General features: G+C 29.3%; 16 protein-coding genes, 3 pseudogenes and 1 other annotated feature. Of the genes and pseudogenes, 17 read left to right on the top strand and 2 right to left on the bottom strand.

What is annotated here, in order from left to right; genetic code table 11:
• The first annotated feature begins 23 nt into the window (after positions 1-23).
• Positions 24-1217 carry an elongation factor Tu gene (gene tuf / locus B5D11_RS12195; protein ID WP_078683287.1) on the top strand — a complete coding sequence of 398 codons (1194 nt, stop codon included), beginning with the start codon at positions 24-26 and terminating at the stop codon, positions 1215-1217.
• A 317-nt stretch (positions 1218-1534) separates the two neighbouring features.
• Here tuf and B5D11_RS12895 read toward each other — a convergent pair.
• Positions 1535-1621, bottom strand: a pseudogene (locus B5D11_RS12895) (RNA polymerase sporulation sigma factor SigH); the annotation flags it as partial.
• Between the two features lie 214 nt (positions 1622-1835).
• Positions 1836-2095, top strand: a binding site (T-box leader).
• A 231-nt stretch (positions 2096-2326) separates the two neighbouring features.
• On the opposite strand from B5D11_RS12895, the gene metG reads away from it, so the two are divergent.
• The 16 genes and pseudogenes from metG to B5D11_RS12130 all read left to right on the top strand — a co-directional run bounded on the left by metG (position 2327) and on the right by B5D11_RS12130 (position 16857).
• Positions 2327-4270, top strand: a complete 1944-nt coding sequence (gene metG, locus B5D11_RS12190) for a methionine--tRNA ligase (protein ID WP_078683286.1) — start codon at positions 2327-2329, stop codon at positions 4268-4270.
• Positions 4271-4626: 356 nt separating this feature from the next.
• Complete coding sequence (sufC, locus tag B5D11_RS12185; protein ID WP_078683285.1) at positions 4627-5361, top strand: Fe-S cluster assembly ATPase SufC; 735 nt, start codon at positions 4627-4629, stop codon at positions 5359-5361.
• Positions 5362-5403: 42 nt separating this feature from the next.
• Positions 5404-5493: pseudogene (locus tag B5D11_RS12890) on the top strand (repressor LexA); the annotation flags it as partial.
• 20 nt (positions 5494-5513) lie between these two features.
• Entirely contained in the window at positions 5514-6929 is a 1416-nt protein-coding gene (gene sufB / locus B5D11_RS12180; RefSeq protein WP_078683284.1) for a Fe-S cluster assembly protein SufB, read from the top strand.
• 46 nt (positions 6930-6975) lie between these two features.
• Positions 6976-8094: a Fe-S cluster assembly protein SufD gene (gene sufD, locus B5D11_RS12175; protein ID WP_127837524.1), complete on the top strand. Its 1119-nt coding sequence runs from the start codon at positions 6976-6978 to the stop codon at positions 8092-8094.
• Positions 8087-9325 (top strand): cysteine desulfurase, encoded by a 1239-nt coding sequence (locus tag B5D11_RS12170; protein ID WP_078683282.1) that lies wholly within the window; start codon positions 8087-8089, stop codon positions 9323-9325. Before sufD ends, B5D11_RS12170 begins: the two co-directional genes overlap by 8 nt.
• Entirely contained in the window at positions 9315-9746 is a 432-nt protein-coding gene (gene sufU / locus B5D11_RS12165; protein WP_078683281.1) for a Fe-S cluster assembly sulfur transfer protein SufU, read from the top strand. Before B5D11_RS12170 ends, sufU begins: the two co-directional genes overlap by 11 nt.
• Positions 9747-10152: 406 nt before the next feature.
• Complete coding sequence (gene glmS / locus B5D11_RS12160) at positions 10153-11979, top strand: glutamine--fructose-6-phosphate transaminase (isomerizing) (protein WP_078683280.1); 1827 nt, start codon at positions 10153-10155, stop codon at positions 11977-11979.
• A gap of 610 nt (positions 11980-12589) precedes the next feature.
• Complete coding sequence (locus B5D11_RS12155; RefSeq protein ID WP_347476997.1) at positions 12590-12967, top strand: inorganic diphosphatase; 378 nt, start codon at positions 12590-12592, stop codon at positions 12965-12967.
• Between the two features lie 16 nt (positions 12968-12983).
• Positions 12984-13109, top strand: a pseudogene (locus B5D11_RS12150) (TfoX/Sxy family DNA transformation protein); the annotation flags it as partial.
• 97 nt (positions 13110-13206) lie between these two features.
• Positions 13207-13644: a hypothetical protein gene (locus B5D11_RS12145; RefSeq protein WP_078683279.1), complete on the top strand. Its 438-nt coding sequence runs from the start codon at positions 13207-13209 to the stop codon at positions 13642-13644.
• A gap of 36 nt (positions 13645-13680) precedes the next feature.
• Positions 13681-13809 (top strand): 4Fe-4S binding protein, encoded by a 129-nt coding sequence (locus tag B5D11_RS12575; RefSeq protein WP_116485993.1) that lies wholly within the window; start codon positions 13681-13683, stop codon positions 13807-13809.
• Positions 13810-13925: 116 nt separating this feature from the next.
• Positions 13926-14510 (top strand): metallophosphoesterase, encoded by a 585-nt coding sequence (locus B5D11_RS12140; RefSeq protein WP_207651105.1) that lies wholly within the window; start codon positions 13926-13928, stop codon positions 14508-14510.
• Positions 14511-14517: 7 nt separating this feature from the next.
• Entirely contained in the window at positions 14518-14772 is a 255-nt protein-coding gene (locus B5D11_RS12750; protein ID WP_207651104.1) for a metallophosphoesterase, read from the top strand.
• A gap of 608 nt (positions 14773-15380) precedes the next feature.
• Complete coding sequence (locus B5D11_RS12135) at positions 15381-15791, top strand: hypothetical protein (protein ID WP_078683278.1); 411 nt, start codon at positions 15381-15383, stop codon at positions 15789-15791.
• Positions 15792-15972: 181 nt separating this feature from the next.
• Positions 15973-16857 carry a MerR family transcriptional regulator gene (locus B5D11_RS12130; RefSeq protein WP_078683277.1) on the top strand — a complete coding sequence of 295 codons (885 nt, stop codon included), beginning with the start codon at positions 15973-15975 and terminating at the stop codon, positions 16855-16857.
• Positions 16858-17223: 366 nt separating this feature from the next.
• On the opposite strand, the gene B5D11_RS12125 is transcribed toward B5D11_RS12130, so the two are convergent.
• On the bottom strand, positions 17224-17520 hold a 297-nt coding region (locus B5D11_RS12125), incomplete at its 5' end, for an ATP-binding protein (RefSeq protein WP_180377017.1).

Below are 17520 nucleotides of genomic sequence, written 5' to 3'. Positions count from 1 at the left end.
TTGAAATAAAGGAGGAAATAAAAATGTCAAAGGCAAAATTTGAAAGAAGCAAGCCACATGTAAATATTGGAACAATAGGACACGTAGACCATGGTAAGACAACATTAACAGCAGCAATAACAACAGTATTAGCAAACAAAGGATATGCAGAAGCAACAAAATATGACGAAATAGATAAGGCACCAGAAGAAAAAGAAAGAGGAATAACAATAAATACAGCACACGTAGAATATGAAACAGATAACAGACACTATGCACACGTAGACTGTCCAGGACACGCAGACTATGTAAAGAACATGATAACAGGAGCAGCACAAATGGACGGAGCAATATTAGTAGTAAGTGCAGCAGATGGTCCAATGCCACAAACAAGAGAGCATATACTACTAGCATCAAGAGTAGGAGTAGATTACATAGTAGTATTTTTAAATAAAGCAGATATGGTAGACGATCCAGAACTATTAGAATTAGTAGAAATGGAAGTAAGAGAGTTATTAAATGAATACAACTTCCCAGGAGATGAAATCCCAATAATAACAGGAAGTGCATTAAAAGCATTAGAAAATCCAACAGATCCAGAAGCAACAAAATGCATAATGGAATTAATGGATGCAGTAGATAGCTATATACCAACACCAGAAAGAGCAACAGATAAGCCATTCTTAATGCCAGTAGAAGATGTATTCACAATAACAGGAAGAGGAACAGTAGCAACAGGAAGAGTAGAAAGTGGAATACTAAAAGTAGGAGACGAAGTAGAAATAGTAGGATTAAGCGAAGAAAGAAAGAAGACAGTAGTAACAGGAGTAGAAATGTTTAGAAAGCTCTTAGACCAAGCAATGGCAGGAGATAATATAGGAGCATTACTAAGAGGAATACAAAGAACAGATATAGAAAGAGGTCAGGTATTAGCAAAACCAGGCAGTGTAAATCCACACAAGAAATTTGTAGGTCAAGTATACGTACTAAAGAAAGAAGAAGGCGGAAGACATACACCATTTTTTGATGGATATAGACCACAATTTTATTTTAGAACAACAGACGTAACAGGCACAATAAAATTACCAGAAGGAGTAGAAATGGTAATGCCAGGAGACCATATAGACATGAACGTTGAACTAATAACACCAGTAGCAATGGATGAAGGATTAAGATTTGCTATAAGAGAAGGCGGAAGAACAGTTGGTTCAGGTGTTGTTACTAAAATAGTTGAGTAATTAAAATAATTACAAATTAAAACTATTAAATATTAATAATAAAATTTAATGCGCATTAGTAAAGTATATTTAAAAAAGTTTAAAAAAATATGTTTATTTAAAATATATTTTAATAAATTATATTTTAAATTACTAAAATATATTACAAATATTACAAAACATATTTATAATAAAAAAACATATTTATAATAAAAAAGGAAGGGGACGCCCTTCCTTTTTTATATAATTATTTACATAAATTTAAATAATTATATCAACCATTTTAAAAAATGTCTCAAGAATTTTATAACATTAGCAGCGGTTTTACTGGTGATTTTTTAATTATTTTTATATAGACTTTTTTCAAGTTTTCTTTTTACTCTTTGAAGTGCATTATCTATAGATTTTGCATGTTTATTTAAATCAATAGTTATTAACAGAAATTATAATATATTAAGATATTATAATAATTCAATTTTGCTTGTATTTGCAAAATTGAAATTACATACATAAGTATTTTGTATAAACTCAAATGCTTAAAACAGAAGAATTATCAAGCGAAGAATTAACTCAATCATATGCATTTTGTATAAACTCAAATAATTATTGACATAATAATATATATAATATATTATGTAATTAAATGCATTGAAGGGAAGAGTAACAAATGGGAATGCTTAAAAGAGAGCTGGAGAGGGTGAAAGCCAGCAGTATGAAAATTTGTGAACATGGCCCCTGAGCATATTATCTGAATAAAAGTAGGATAATACGGCAGCATCCGTTATAATGCACAGTGATAAAAATCTATTTTTATAATAAATAGATAGAGTCACTTAGCAAGGTATCTATGGTAACATAGATACGAATTAGAGTGGTAACGCGTATATTACGCCTCTATGTAGAATTTTCTGCATAGAGGTTTTTTTAAATTTATATATGTATAATGTTAACATAAATTCTTTATATAAATTTTATTCTTATGTTTTTTTATTTAATTTATATATAATGTTTTATTGGATACAAAAGATAAAAATGCAGATGAAATAGTTATTTAATTTACATATATATAATGTTTTATATTAAAAACAATTGATATAGTAATAAATCTTTTATTTAAAGGAGGAGATTTTATGGATAAAAAAACATACTACATTACAACACCAATATATTATCCATCAGCTAATTTGCATATTGGAAATACTTATACAACTGTAGCTGCAGACGCTTTAGCAAGATTTAAAAGATTAACAGGTTACGATGTATTCTTTTTAACAGGTACAGATGAACATGGCGAAAAAATTCAAAGAATTGCAGAAGAAAGAGGAGTTACTCCTAAAGAATATGTAGATGAAATAGTCGCAGGAATAAAAGATCTTTGGAAATTAATGAATATAAGTTATGATAAATTTATAAGAACAACAGATAGTTATCATGAAAAAGCAGTTCAAAAAATATTTAATAAACTTTATGAACAAGGAGATATTTATAAAAGTTCATATGAAGGACATTACTGTATACCTTGTGAATCCTTTTGGACTGAAACTCAACTTATAAACGGTAATTGCCCAGATTGTGGAAGACCAGTCGAAAAGAAAACAGAAGAAGCTTACTTTTTTAAAATGTCAAAATACGCTGACAAACTTATTGAATATATAGAAACTCATCCAGAGTTTATTCAGCCAGAATCAAGAAAAAATGAAATGCTTAATAATTTTTTAAGACCAGGTCTTCAAGATTTATGTGTTTCTAGAACTTCATTTAATTGGGGCATACCTGTAGAATTTGATAAAGGTCATGTAGTCTATGTCTGGATAGATGCTTTATCAAACTATATAACAGCTTTAGGATATAATGGAGAAAATACAGAACTTTATGAAAAATATTGGCCTGCAGATGTACATTTAATTGGGAAAGATATACTAAGATTTCACACAATTTACTGGCCTATTATGCTTATGGCACTTGGACTTCCACTTCCTAAACAGGTATTTGGTCATGGATGGCTTTTAGTTGATGGAGGTAAAATGTCAAAATCTAAGGGGAATGTGGTTGATCCAGTAATTTTAGCAAAACATTTTGGGGTAGATGCTATAAGATATTATTTGCTAAGAGAAATACCTTTTGGTTCAGATGGACTATTTAATAATGAAATATTTATAAAAAAGATAAATTCTGACCTTGCAAATGATTTAGGAAATCTTTTATCTAGAACAGTAGCAATGATAGAAAAATATTTTGGAGGTATTATACCTGCTCCAATTGCAAAAGAATCAATAGATAATGAGCTTATAGAATTAGCTTTAAATACACCTAAAAAGGTAGAAGAAAATATAGATAAATTAAGAATTCCAGAAGCTTTAGGTGAAATTTGGACACTTATAAGAAGGGCTAATAAATATATAGATGAAACAACACCTTGGATACTTGCAAAAGATGAAAGCAAGAAAGATAGATTAGGAACAGTTTTATATAATTTAGCTGAAGCATTAAGATTTGTATCTGTATTAATATCTTCATTTTTACCTTCAACAGCTTCCAAAATAAATGAGCAGCTTTCTATTAACTTAATATCTTGGGATAGTTTATCAGCATTTGATGGTACTGAAGCTAATACAAAAGTAAAAAAAGGAGAGCCTATATTTCCAAGGATAGATGTAGAATCTAAACTTAAAGAGCTTGAAGATTTAAAGCTTAAGTCAGAAAATAAAAAAGAAGAAGAAAAGACTTCTATTAAGCCAATTAAAGAAGAAATAACATTAGAAGATTTTGAAAAAATAGATTTAAGAGTAGCTAAGGTTATATCCTGTGAGCATATTAAAGGCGCTAAAAAGCTTTTAAAGCTTAAGGTAGATTTAGGAGGAGAAGAAAGACAGGTAGTTTCAGGTATAGCACAATATTATAAACCTGAAGATTTAATAGGTAAATATGTAGTATTAGTTGCTAACTTAAAACCTGTTAAATTAAGAGGAGAAATTTCTCAAGGTATGATTCTTGCTGCATCAACTGATGATGATAGCAAGCTATTTGCTGTAACAATACCAGGAGATCTTCCAACAGGAAGTCAGGTAAGATAGAAAATTTCTTAACATAGAAAAATTTTACTAAAATAAATTGATTTTTATATACTCTATTTTTATATACTCTATGATACTTATAATTATAATTTAAAAAAAAGGAGCTATGACTTTAATGTTTATAGCTCCTTTTTTTTATACCTAATTTTTAATATGTAAATTAAACTTTACATATTAAGATATTATAAAAATTAATATTGACTAATTCTGAGTAAAATAGTAGGATATAATAAGACAATTCAGAGTAAAATACTCATATATCATAAAAAGTGATTTAAATCACATAAATAAATAACAATTAATTGTAATATTAATTCAGAGTAAAATACTCATATATTTTGGAGGAGATAATAAATATGGATAAATTATTAAAAATAATAAATTTAAAAACTCAAATAGATGATAAGCAAATACTTAAAGGATTAAACTTAGAAATAGGCAAAGGTGAAGTTCATGCAATTATGGGACCTAATGGTGCAGGAAAATCAACTTTAGCTAACACTCTTATGGGACACCCAAAATACGAAATATTAGATGGTGAAATTATTTTTGAAAATGAAGTTATTAATAACTTAAAAGCAGATGAAAGAGCTAAAAGAGGAATATTTTTATCATTTCAATACCCAGAAGAAATACCTGGGGTTACTGTAGAAAATTTTTTAAGAACAGCAAAAATGGCTATTACAGGAAAACCCTTAAAAATTTTAACTTTTAAAAAAGCTTTAAAGGAAAAAATGGATCTTTTAAATATGAAAGAAGAATATGCACAAAGATACTTAAATCAAGGCTTTTCTGGTGGGGAAAAAAAGAAAAATGAAATACTTCAAATGGCAATATTAGAACCAAAACTTGCTATTTTAGATGAAACTGATTCAGGCCTTGATGTAGATGCTATTAAAACAGTATCACAAGGAGTTAATTCTTTAAAAAACAGTGAAAATTCTATACTTATAATAACTCACCACAATAAAATATTAGATTATTTAAAACCGGATTTTGTTCATATATTAATAGATGGAAAAATTGTTAAAACTTCAGATATTTCTTTAGCAAAAGAAATAGAAGCTAATGGATATGAAGCTTTTAAGTAAATTTTAAATTAACTTCTATACTGTTCATGGGAATCTAGAACGATTAGAAAAAAAGGTCTTATAAAAAGAAATCCCACTAAATCTAGAGCAATCGAATTATTGAAAGATAATATAACTAAAATTGAAGTTATATTAAATAAGAGGTGAATTAAATGGAAGAAAAAATAACAAAAAAGACTTATGTAAATGAGCCAAATAGAGGAATATATGATATTAAAAATGAATTTAAATACAGTTTTAAAACAGAGGAAGGATTATCTTCAGATATTATATTAAAAATATCAAAAGAAAAAAATGAACCTAAATGGATGACAGATTTTAGATTAAAGTCTTTAGAAATATATAATAGCATGGAACTACCTCCATGGGGACCAGATTTAACAGATCTTCACATTGAAAATATAGTAACATATGTTAAACCCAATACAGAAATGAAAGGCAAATGGGAAGAAGTACCAGAAGAAATTAAAAAAACTTTTGATATTTTAGGTATTCCAAAAGCAGAACAAACTTCACTTGCAGGAGTAGGAGCACAATATGATTCAGAAGTAGTTTATCACAGTATAAAAGAAGATTTAGTTAAAAAAGGGGTAATTTATACAGACATAGATACAGCTGTTAAAGAATATGAAAGCATAGTCAAAGAATATTTTATGACTTGTGTTAAACCAAATGATCATAAATTTGCAGCACTTCATGGGGCAGTGTGGTCTGGAGGATCATTTGTTTATGTTCCAGAAGGTGTAGAGGTAGATATTCCTCTTCAATCTTATTTTAGACTTAATGCACCAGGAGCTGGACAATTTGAACATACACTTATAATAGTTGAAAAAGGTGCAAAACTTCATTTTATAGAAGGGTGTTCAGCACCAAAGTATAATGTAAACAATCTTCATGCAGGCTGTGTTGAACTTTTTGTCAAAGAAGGAGCAAGGCTTAGATACAGTACTATAGAAAATTGGTCTAAAAATATGTATAACTTAAATACCAAAAGAGCTATAGTAGAAAAAGATGGAATAATGGAATGGGTATCGGGTTCATTTGGATCTAAAGTTTCTATGTTATATCCAATGACTATATTAAAAGGTGAAAGATCTAAAGTAGAATTTACAGGAATAACTTTTGCAGGTAAAGGACAAAATCTTGATACTGGTGTTAAGGTTATTCATGCAGCTCCTTATACTACTTCAACTATAAATTCAAAATCAATATCAAAAGATGGAGGAAAGGCATTATATAGAGGGGCATTACGTGTAGCGCATAACGCTCACCATGTAAAATCAACAATATCTTGTGAATCGCTTATGCTTGATAATAAATCAAAATCAGACACAATTCCAGTTATAGATTTAATGAATGATGATGTAGATATAGGACATGAAGCTAAAATAGGAAGAATAAGTGATGATGCTATATTTTATTTAATGAGCAGAGGTATAAGTGAAAAAGAAGCAAAAGCTATGATTGTTAGAGGCTTTGTAGAACCTATAGCAAAAGAGCTTCCTCTTGAATATGCAGTGGAAATGAATAATTTAATCAAGCTTGAACTTGAAGGAACTATAGGATAAAAAGTAGATTATTTTAAACAAAAATTATAAAAGGAGGAACAGTACTTTGAAAATAGAAAACACAGCTTTAAATACTCTTCCAGTTATAACATGGAGATGGCTTAAAGTAAATGAAAATATATTAAACAATTTTAAAATTAAAGAAAATTTAACTTATAACAAAGATTTCATAAAAAGTTATGAAATTTCAGATATTACACTTAAAAAAATGAGTTCAGATATAGATTATAATCAATATTTAAAATATTTTAATAATAAGAAAGAAGATTTTGGAGTATCAAAAGAATTTATAGATTTAGCAGAAAAATATTACAATTCAGGAATTTTCATTCATATACCCCAAAATATAAAATTAAAGGATCCAATAAAAATTGAATATAAAATAGATAAAGAAAATCCAGTAGTTATAGATAAAAATATAATAATAGCAGAAGAAAACAGTGAAATTACTATAGTCATAGATTATTCAACTAAAGATGATGTTGAAGCTTTTCATAATGGATTAACTAAAATATATGCAAAAAAAAATTCTGTCATTAACATAGTAAAACTTCAAAGACTTAACGATAATTCTAAGCATTTTGATAGTCATATAGCTTTTGAAGGCTATGGGGCAAAAGTAAATTCTATACAAATTGAACTTGGAGCAGAAATTAGTACTACAAATTATATAAATAATTTAGAGGAAGAAAATAGTGAAGCAAATATAAGTTCTATATATTTAGCTGATGGGAAAAGATATATTGATTTAAGCTATTTAATAAATCATAAAGGAAGAAGAAGTATAAGCAATATAGAAACTAGAGGTGCATTAAAAGACAATGCAAAAAAAATATTTAAAGGTACTTTAAATTTTAAAAAAGGTGCAAGTCGTTCTAAAGGAATTGAAGAAGAATATGCTATACTTTTAGATAAAACAGTTAAGGCTGATGCAATTCCTCTGCTTTTATGTGAAGAAGATGATGTAGAAGGTCAGCATGCAGCTAGTGCAGGTCAAATAGATAGTGATAAATTATTTTATTTAATGAGTCGTGGATTAGATGAAAAAGAGGCTAAAAAACTTATAGTAGAAGCATCTTTTACACCAATAATTGATAAAATTCCAATGGAATATTTAAAAGAAGAAATAACCAAAGAAATACACAGGAGGATTGTAAATGCATAATTTTGATGTAGAAAAAATAAGGCATGATTTTCCTATTCTTTCAAAGCATATAAATGATAAACAATTAGTATATCTTGATAATGCAGCTACAACTCATAAACCCAAACAAGTTATTGATGCAATAAAAAATTATAATGAAATAAACAATGGGAATCCACATAGAGGAGCACATTATTTGTCAGTTGCAGCCACAGAAATTTATGAAAACACCAGAGAAAAGGTAAAGAAATTTATAAATGCGTCATCATCAAAAGAAATAATATTTACAAAGAATGCAACTGAATCTTTAAACCTTGTAGCAAATTCATATGGAATGAATTTTTTAAAGCCTGGAGATGAAATAGTTTTATGTATTTCAGAACATCATAGTAATATTATTCCATGGCAGAGAGTAGCAAAAACTCGTGGTGCTATTCTTAAATATATGTATTTAAATTCCGATTTTAGACTTACAATGGAAGAAGTGAAAGAAAAAATAACTAATAAAACAAAAATTGTATCAATTGCACAAATGTCTAATGTACTTGGAACAATATATAAAGTTAAAGAAATTATAGAATACGCCCACTCTAAAGGAGCAGTAGTTTTAATAGATGCAGCACAAAGTGTTCCACATATGAAAGTTGATGTGAAATATTTAGATGCAGATTTTTTAGTGTTTTCAGGCCATAAAATGCTAGGCCCAATGGGAATTGGCGTTTTATATGCTAAAAAGAATATTATAGAGAATATGCCACCATTTTTATTAGGTGGAGATATGATTGAATATGTTGAAGAACAGGAAACTACCTTTGCAGAAATTCCTTTTAAATTTGAAGCAGGAACACAAAATGTTGAAGGAGCTGCAGGGCTTTCTGCGGCTATAGATTACTTAGAAAATATAGGGTTGTATAATATTTATAATTATGAAAAAGAACTTACTGCTTATGCTTTAGATAAAATGATTAATCTTCCATATATTAAAATATATGGCCCTAAAAATTTAGAAAATAGAGGAGGAATAATATCTTTTACTGTTCAAGGATGTCATCCTCATGATATTTCAAGTATTGTAGATACTTATGGAGTTGCAATAAGAGCAGGCCATCATTGTGCACAACCTTTAATGAAATATTTAGGGGTTCCAGCTTTATCAAGAGTAAGCTTTTATTTTTATAATACAAAAGAAGAAATAGATATATTTATAGAAAGTATTAAAAATGCAAGGAAGTGGTTAGGTTATGGATCTTAGTCAAATATATACAGAACTTATATTGGAACACAGCCAAAATACATTAAATAAAAGACATTTAGATTATGCAACATGCACAGAAAGAGGTCATAATCCAAGCTGTGGAGATGATATAGAACTTGAATTAAAATTTAATGGAGATATTATTGAAGAAGCAGCTTTTACAGGAAATGGTTGTGCTATATCTCAAGCTTCAACTTCTATGATGATTGATATAATTACAGGGAAATCAAAAGAAGAAGCTTTAAAATTAATAGAAACATTTATAGGAATGATTAAAAGAGAAATTACAGATGAAAATGAATTAGAAAGACTTGAGGATGCTATGGCATTAAAAAATATTTCTAATATGCCAGCAAGAGTTAAATGTGCAGTACTTGCATGGCACACATTAAAAGAAGCAATAAATAAAAATAAATAATTTAAATATTTATAGAAAATATTGGAATAAACAACTTTTATAGCCCAATATTTTCTATTTTTTATTTATTAAAAACATTGACCAAGCCACATAATTTTTCATATAATATAATAGATGTGTTTTATAGAAAGAAAGGTGAGAAATTTAAAGGAGGGTAGAGTTATAAAATTTAAATTAAAGCGCCAGAACTTAAGAATGTAATAAATCTTAAGTTGACGAGGATGGGAAGTATCGAGATTTCGGCGGATGTCCCACGGTATTGCACTATCGTTAAAAGCTGATAAACCCAAGGAGTGATTCTTGGAACAACATCAGCCTATGTGCTTAAAACCTTTCTTTTATAAAAAATAATAAAACACAATTATTATCAAAATTATAATACAGAAAAGAAAGGGAGATTTGTAATATGTGTGGAATAGTAGGATATGTAGGGAAAAAGGAAGCATCACCAATTTTAGTAAGTGGACTTTCAAAACTTGAATATAGGGGATATGATTCAGCAGGAGTAGCTATAATAGAAAATGACAAATTAAAAGTTACCAAATGTAAAGGAAGACTTTCTAACCTTGAAGCAAAGTTAAATGAAAACCCAATACATGGGATGATTGGTATAGGACATACAAGATGGGCAACTCATGGTGAACCTTCAGATGTTAATTCACATCCACATTCTAATGGAGATGGCACTATAAGTGTAGTGCACAATGGAATAATAGAAAATTATATAGCTTTAAGAGAATGGCTTGCAGAAAAAGGATATAAATTCACATCAGAAACTGATACAGAGGTTATACCTCATCTTATAGATTATTATTATGATGGAAATTTAGAAAAGGCAGTTATGAAAGCTGCATCAAAAATGGAAGGAAGTTATGCTATAGGTGTAGTTTCAACTTATGAACCAGGAAAACTTGTAGCAGTTAGAAAAGACAGTCCTCTTATAGTAGGAATTGGAAAAGATGAATATTTTATAGCTTCAGATATTCCAGCAATTCTAAACTACACAAGAGATATTTATCTTTTAAATGATAAAGAATTTGTAGTTATTACAAAAGATGGAGTAAAACTTCTTACAGAAGATGAAGAAGAAATAAAGAAAGATATATATCATGTAACTTGGAATGCAGATGCTGCAGAAAAAGGCGGCTTTGAACATTTTATGATAAAAGAAATTCATGAACAGCCAAAGGCAATAAAAGATACAATGTCGTCAAGAATTGTATTAGGAAAGCCTGTAACTTTAGATAAAATTACATTAACAAAAGAGCAGCTTGAAAATATAAATAAAGTTTATATAGTGGCATGTGGTACAGCTTACCATGCTGGAATGGTAGGAAAGTATGTTATAGAAAAATTAGCTAGAATACCAGTAGAAGTTGATATAGCATCTGAATTTAGATATAGAAATCCAATAATAGATGAAAAAAGTTTAATGATAGTTATAAGCCAATCAGGAGAAACAGCAGATACTTTAGCAGCACTTAGAGAAGCTAAAAATCATGGAGCAAGAGTTATAGCTATTACAAATGTAGTAGGAAGTTCTGTATCAAGAGAAGCCGAGGATGTTTTATATACTTGGGCTGGGCCGGAAATTGCAGTTGCTTCTACAAAAGCTTATGTAACTCAGCTTATTGCACTTTATATAATAGCTCTTTATTTTGCAGAACTTAAAGAAACATTATCCAAAGAAGAAATAGAAGAATTAAAGAAAGAAATGCTTAAACTTCCTGAAAAAGCTGAAGAATTATTAAAGCACAAAGAAGTAATTCAAAAATTTGCTTCAAAGACTTATATGCATAAAGATATGTTCTTTTTAGGTAGAGGATTAGATTATGCAGCAGCTTTAGAAGGTTCTTTAAAAGTTAAGGAAGTATCATATATTCATTCAGAAGCTTATGCAGCAGGAGAACTTAAACATGGACCAATAGCTTTAGTTGAAAATGGAACAGTAGTAATATCTCTTGCAACTCAAAAGGATTTATTTGAAAAAATGGTAAGTAATATTAAAGAAGTTAAAACAAGAGGAGCTAATGTATTAGCTATTGCTTTTGAAGAAAATAAGGATATACAAAAAACTGTAGATTCTGCTATTTATATTCCAAAAACACATGATGTATTTTCACCAGTACTTTCAGTAATACCTCTTCAGCTTCTTTCTTACTATATAGCAGTACAAAAGGGTTGTGATGTTGATAAACCAAGAAATTTAGCTAAATCAGTTACAGTAGAATAAATAAAATGTTTAGTTGATTGAGTATTGTTGTATAACTCTAAAAAACTCGTGTGACGAATAAAAAAGTCGTGTTAAAAATAAAAAAGTCATGTTAAAAGTCATGGCTAAAATAGGGTAGAAAACCTTATTGGAGCCATGATTTTTGTTTTAGGATGAGTAGGGTAAAGGGGTAAGGTATAAGGTTAAAAGTATTGATTTTATTGGATTCGAATAGAGTATTGATGAAAGATATTGAAAAAAACTTTCCCCTTTTCCCTTGAATCGTATCCCTGTTTTTCCCTATTCCTGACACGACTTTTTTATCTAAAATGAGAGGGGAAATAGGAAAATATTAGGAGAGAAAAACGATTAGAAGGGGTGATTTATGACATGACTTTTTTATATGGAAGAGATTAGGAAAATAGGGTTAAGGCGAGAAGGTGCAAGGGTTTGAGGGGTGTTGGGTTTTGACATGAGTTTTTTATTTATATACATAGTTAGGATTAAGTTTTATTCTAAATAGGGCAAAGGAAAAGGGGTAAAATAAAAAAGTTATGTCAGAGATAAAAAACTTGTGTTAAAAATAATAAAGTCGTGTCAGATAGTTAATAAAGTTGTATTAATAAATTTAATGTATAATAGTGTTATGTTGAGTAATAAAAAAGGAGAAAGTATAATGCGTGAATATTTGAATAAAAAGGTTAAAGTCATTGTTGATAGGCCGTTATGCTCAAAGCACCCAGAGCATGAAATATATTATCTCTTAAATTACGGATATATACCTAACACAATCTCTGAAGATGGTGAAGAAGTTGATGCTTATATTATAGGAGAGTTTCAGCCTCTAAAAGAATTTGAGGGTGTTGTAATAGCAATAATTCATAGAAAAAATGATATTGAAGATAAATTGGTAGTATCAAAGCATCCACACAAATACAGCAAAGAACAAATACAAGCGCTGGTGGAGTTCCAAGAACGATTTTTTGATTCAGAGATTATAATGAGTTGATATACATTATTGAAGTAGTGCTTGCATAAACAGGTTATATGCTTTAGAAGGTGCCATTCGGAATATAAGATGGCATTACTTATTACAGGACATCAAGGATGAACTAAAAGCATTTTATTTATCATTATATGCCAAACAATAAAATGCTGGGAGTTTTTTAAGATTTATTGATTACAAATGATGATATGGGGTTAAGTGATTCTCCAATTCAATTTATTAGAAGGGGTAGATAGATAATTTTGCTTTTTAGCAGTGAACAGGTTAGCAGGGGCAGGAAAATCGTAAATACAGGTATAATTATTTTAATTTTTCTTTTATCTGCAGATATTGCTTTAAGTTTAGTATCTAAAGGTATCAAAGGAATAACAGAAAAAACATTTATTAGCGCAATAATTTTAGTTAACATATTTTTTTACTATAAAGGCAGCAGAATAGCATTTAAAATAACGATGTTTCTGCTGTCAGGAGTTTATATTTTTATCTTTGGTTTGCTGCCTGTTTATTTAGTTTTGGGACTGCTGCGTATGCTAAATATTTTGGACGCTTTTGGCGGTGCTTTATATTTAGTTGTCCCAGCCATAATTATCACAGCAGTAAGTATTTTGATATTTAAAACGGAATTTTATGATGATGTTTTGGCTTTTAAAACTTGCTGGCTGGAAAAAATAAAAAATTGAATTAGTATATTAAAGAAGAAAAATTAGAGTCAAGGTATGGTGGATATCTTAGACAGCAAAAGAAGCAGGGAAAATGGAACAGAGTGCATTTTATGCATGGAATGTGTGAAAAGTTGTCCTAAAGGTGCTGTTTACTTTAAACAGGATAAAAAGGTGTTAAATTAACCAGGGCTAAAGGAAAATATGTTAACGCTGAACCAAAATTGTATTTTGAATATAGATTTGTACTAAAAAACAGTTTGCTAAAAAGATAATAACAAATAACAAGGAAGATAGATTTTATGAAGAGAACAAAAGTCTTGGCTTTTATTCTTATATGTATTTGCATATGGGTATTTTTGCATTTTGAAAATAATTTCATAACTATTACAAAAATCACTGTTGAATCTCCTAAGTTACCTAATGCTTTTGATGGATACAAAATAGTTCATTTGTCAGATTTGCACAGCAAGGAGTTTGGTAAAGGGCAGAAGAATCTTGTTGAGAAAATTGAAGATGCACAACCAGACTTAATAGTATTTACAGGGGATTTGGTTGACAGCAGGCATTTTGATGCAGAGGTTGGCTTGGAACTGGTGAGACAGATTGTAAAAATTGCCCCGACCTATTTTGTGACAGGAAATCATGAATGGTGCTCAGGGAAGTTTGAGTTTCTGGAAAAAGTTATGAAAGAAAATAATGTTCATGTTTTACTAAATACCTGTGATAGAATAGGCAAAGGTAAAGATGGTATTTATATTACGGGAATAGATGACCCTGCGTCAACTCAAGCGATATATGAGGAAACAAAAGTAGTTGAAAATGAAATAAAAAAGCGTAAAGGAAATAAAAGAAAACGATGTATTCAAGATTCTTTTAGCCCATAGACCCGAGATGTTTCCATTATATAGTGAGTATGGATTCGATTTAGTTTTATCTGGACATGCTCATGGCGGACAGGTAAGGCTTCCATTTGCAGGTGGATTGATTGCGCCGAATCAGGGGTTTTTCCCTGAATATACATCAGGAGAATACAAAAGAGGGAACTGCACTATGATTGTAAGCAGGGGACTTGGAAACAGCATTATTTTCCAAAGGCTTTTCAATCATCCCGAAATAGTTGTTTTGACGCTGTCAAAAGGAAAGTAAGCAGCATTTGTTTGAGGGATAGTAAAGGCCAAAAAATGTATATATAATAGTATTATTATTATAAGACAAATTTGTTAATTTATAATGGAGGAATAAGCAATATGAAACGCCAAAATTTAATTCTTGGAACAGGTTTAATTATATTGCTGTAACATTATTATTAAAGTATATGATAGAACTGCCTGATTTCGTTTCTGGTTTATGAATTGGACTTGCAATTGGACTTGAATTAGTTGGAATTTATATGTTTAGGAATAATAAAAAGCGAAACAAAGCCGATAAATAGATTCTTATATTGCATATTAGTGGAATAAAGCGAAACAGCAGATATTTATAATAAATGTGGAGGAAAATAAATGAAGAGTCAAAGAGTCAAAAGATGATTTTGATTTTTGAAATCATATTATGTATATTAGTTCAGATTATTTATGCAGATATTACATTCTATCAAGTCCAATTAATGGAAATATTGAAACAGAGAAAATGGGCGATGGAAATTATTTGGATAAATACTTTGAGATGAAATATTGAAGTATTTTGTGGAACAATAAGGCAATTGCTTCGTCTGAATAAGTAAATACGCTTTTATATAGTGGAGAGTATTTAAGATGAATAAAAAAATTATTATTGTTGTCAGTATATTGGTTCTTGGGATTTTGGCGGTTATATTATTCAGTACATTTGGAAGAAAACCTTTTGCAAAATTATCTGCTAGTGAAATCGTGTCTGCGGAATTATTTATTATGCCGTCTGAAAAAACCATAGACCTAACGGACGAAGAAGATATTGCCGAATTAGCGGATATTTTAAAAGAGATTGCTATATATCGGGAAGATAATTCTGTAAGAGAGTATGCTGGTCAATTATTGCAGGTAACTATTATATTAAAAAACGGTGAAACACATACTATTGGTGCCTATAATCCATTCTTGTTCTTAAATGGAAAATGCTATCGTACAAAGTACGAGCCTTGCCAGAAACTTAATGCCTTCGGGAACCGAATTTTAAATGAGCAGTGATTTCATTAGGCAAACAAAATAAGCAGTATTTGCTGAAAAAACATTGAAAATTGATAAAGCAAATGTGAGAATTTATCAGAAAAAGTATTCTTTACATTGCGTATATTTTTGAACTTTATACAAAATAGGTATTGACTATCACCTTAGGGGTTAGCCTATGATAAATTATGAGGTGATACGAATGTTAATTAAAGATGTTTGTAAAAAATGTAAATTGACAAAAAAAGCAGTTGAATATTATGAGCAGCAGGGATTGATTTCTCCAGCGGTTGAGGATAATGGTTACCGAAATTATAGCGATGAAGATATTTCTGTATTAAAAGAAATTGGAGTTTTAAGGAAATTAGGCATCAGCATTGCTGAAATCAAAGATATTCTTGCAAGTACAAATAAAGCCGCTGCTCTGGCAAAGTGCAAATATAAGATGGATTTAGAAGTTGAAAAAGCAATGGCTAAGAAAAAATGTTTAGAACAGTTGATGGATGATTATAATATTGACCAAGCAATTACCTATATTGAAGAAAACATTGAGAAGCATTTCACAATTAAAGAGAAATTGTTGCAAGCATTTCCAGGAGGTTATGGAATGTATCTATGCATACATTTTGGACAGTTTCTTAATGGGAAAATTGATACTGAGGAAAAAGAAGAGGCATATAATAAAATTGTTGATTACTTAGATACGGTTTCAAAAATAGAATTTCCGAAAGAATTGGAAGAATATTTGCTGCAAGGTCTTGGACAGTTGGAAAAGATAGATATGCAGAGAATAAATTCATCTATAATAGATGCAGTAAACAATATAGATATATATTTAAAAGAAAATAAGGAAGATATTGGGAAATATTTGGAATATAGAAATTCAGATGAATATAAAAAATCACCAGCCTGTAAAATGCAGCAATTATTATTGCAGTTTCAGCAAGAGAGCGGTTATTATGATATATTTATTGAAAATTTAAAAATATTGAGTGACTCATATAGAGAGTATCTTGAAAAACTCCAGGTAGCAAATAAAACATTTGTAGATAAATATCCTCAGATTGATAATATTTATAAGTTGTAGTTATACAAGAATAACGATTATGATTAAAAAAGAAAGCACCAGCATTTGCTATATATATTAGTTTTTGAATGTTTATATATTTGTTTTTACATAAGATATTTTGACAAGCAATTAAAGAGTGTAAAATGTATGCTTTTTACAATATTGCACAGAATCAAGAAAATATGCGAAAAGAGAAAACCGAAAGGATTGTATAAGGAGATTATGAAAGGGAGTGAATAGAATGGAAAAGAAATTGACGGCAGATGATTTAAAAAGAATCGCCGAAGAGACAAAACACCTTAATATAAAACCCTTGGAAGTAAAGATTCCTATAAATGTCAAGATTAAAATGTAACTTTTTGATCATTTAAGAATGTAGCTTTTTTACTCATCCTCTTGTTTAAAATGATCTTTTAAGCGATATGATTTTCCATTAATAGAAACAACATGAGCATGGTGTAAAATCCTATCTAAGATAGCATTTGCAATAACTGGATCATAGAAAACATCATCCCAAGCATTAAAATTTATATTAGTTGTTAATATCGTACTCTTTTTTTCATATCTCATATCAATAAGTTGAAAAAACAACTTAGAATCTTCCTTATCTATTGGTAAATAACCTAATTCATCTATTATTAGAAGCTTATACTTGCTAAAATGTTTAAGTCTAGCATCTAA

This window comes from Clostridium sp. USBA 49 (assembly GCF_900167505.1).
GTDB classification, from domain to species: domain Bacteria; phylum Bacillota; class Clostridia; order Clostridiales; family Clostridiaceae; genus Clostridium_AT; species Clostridium_AT prolinivorans.
The sequence above is the reverse complement of the archived record's forward strand: the minus strand, read 5'-3'. Positions and strand labels throughout refer to the sequence as shown.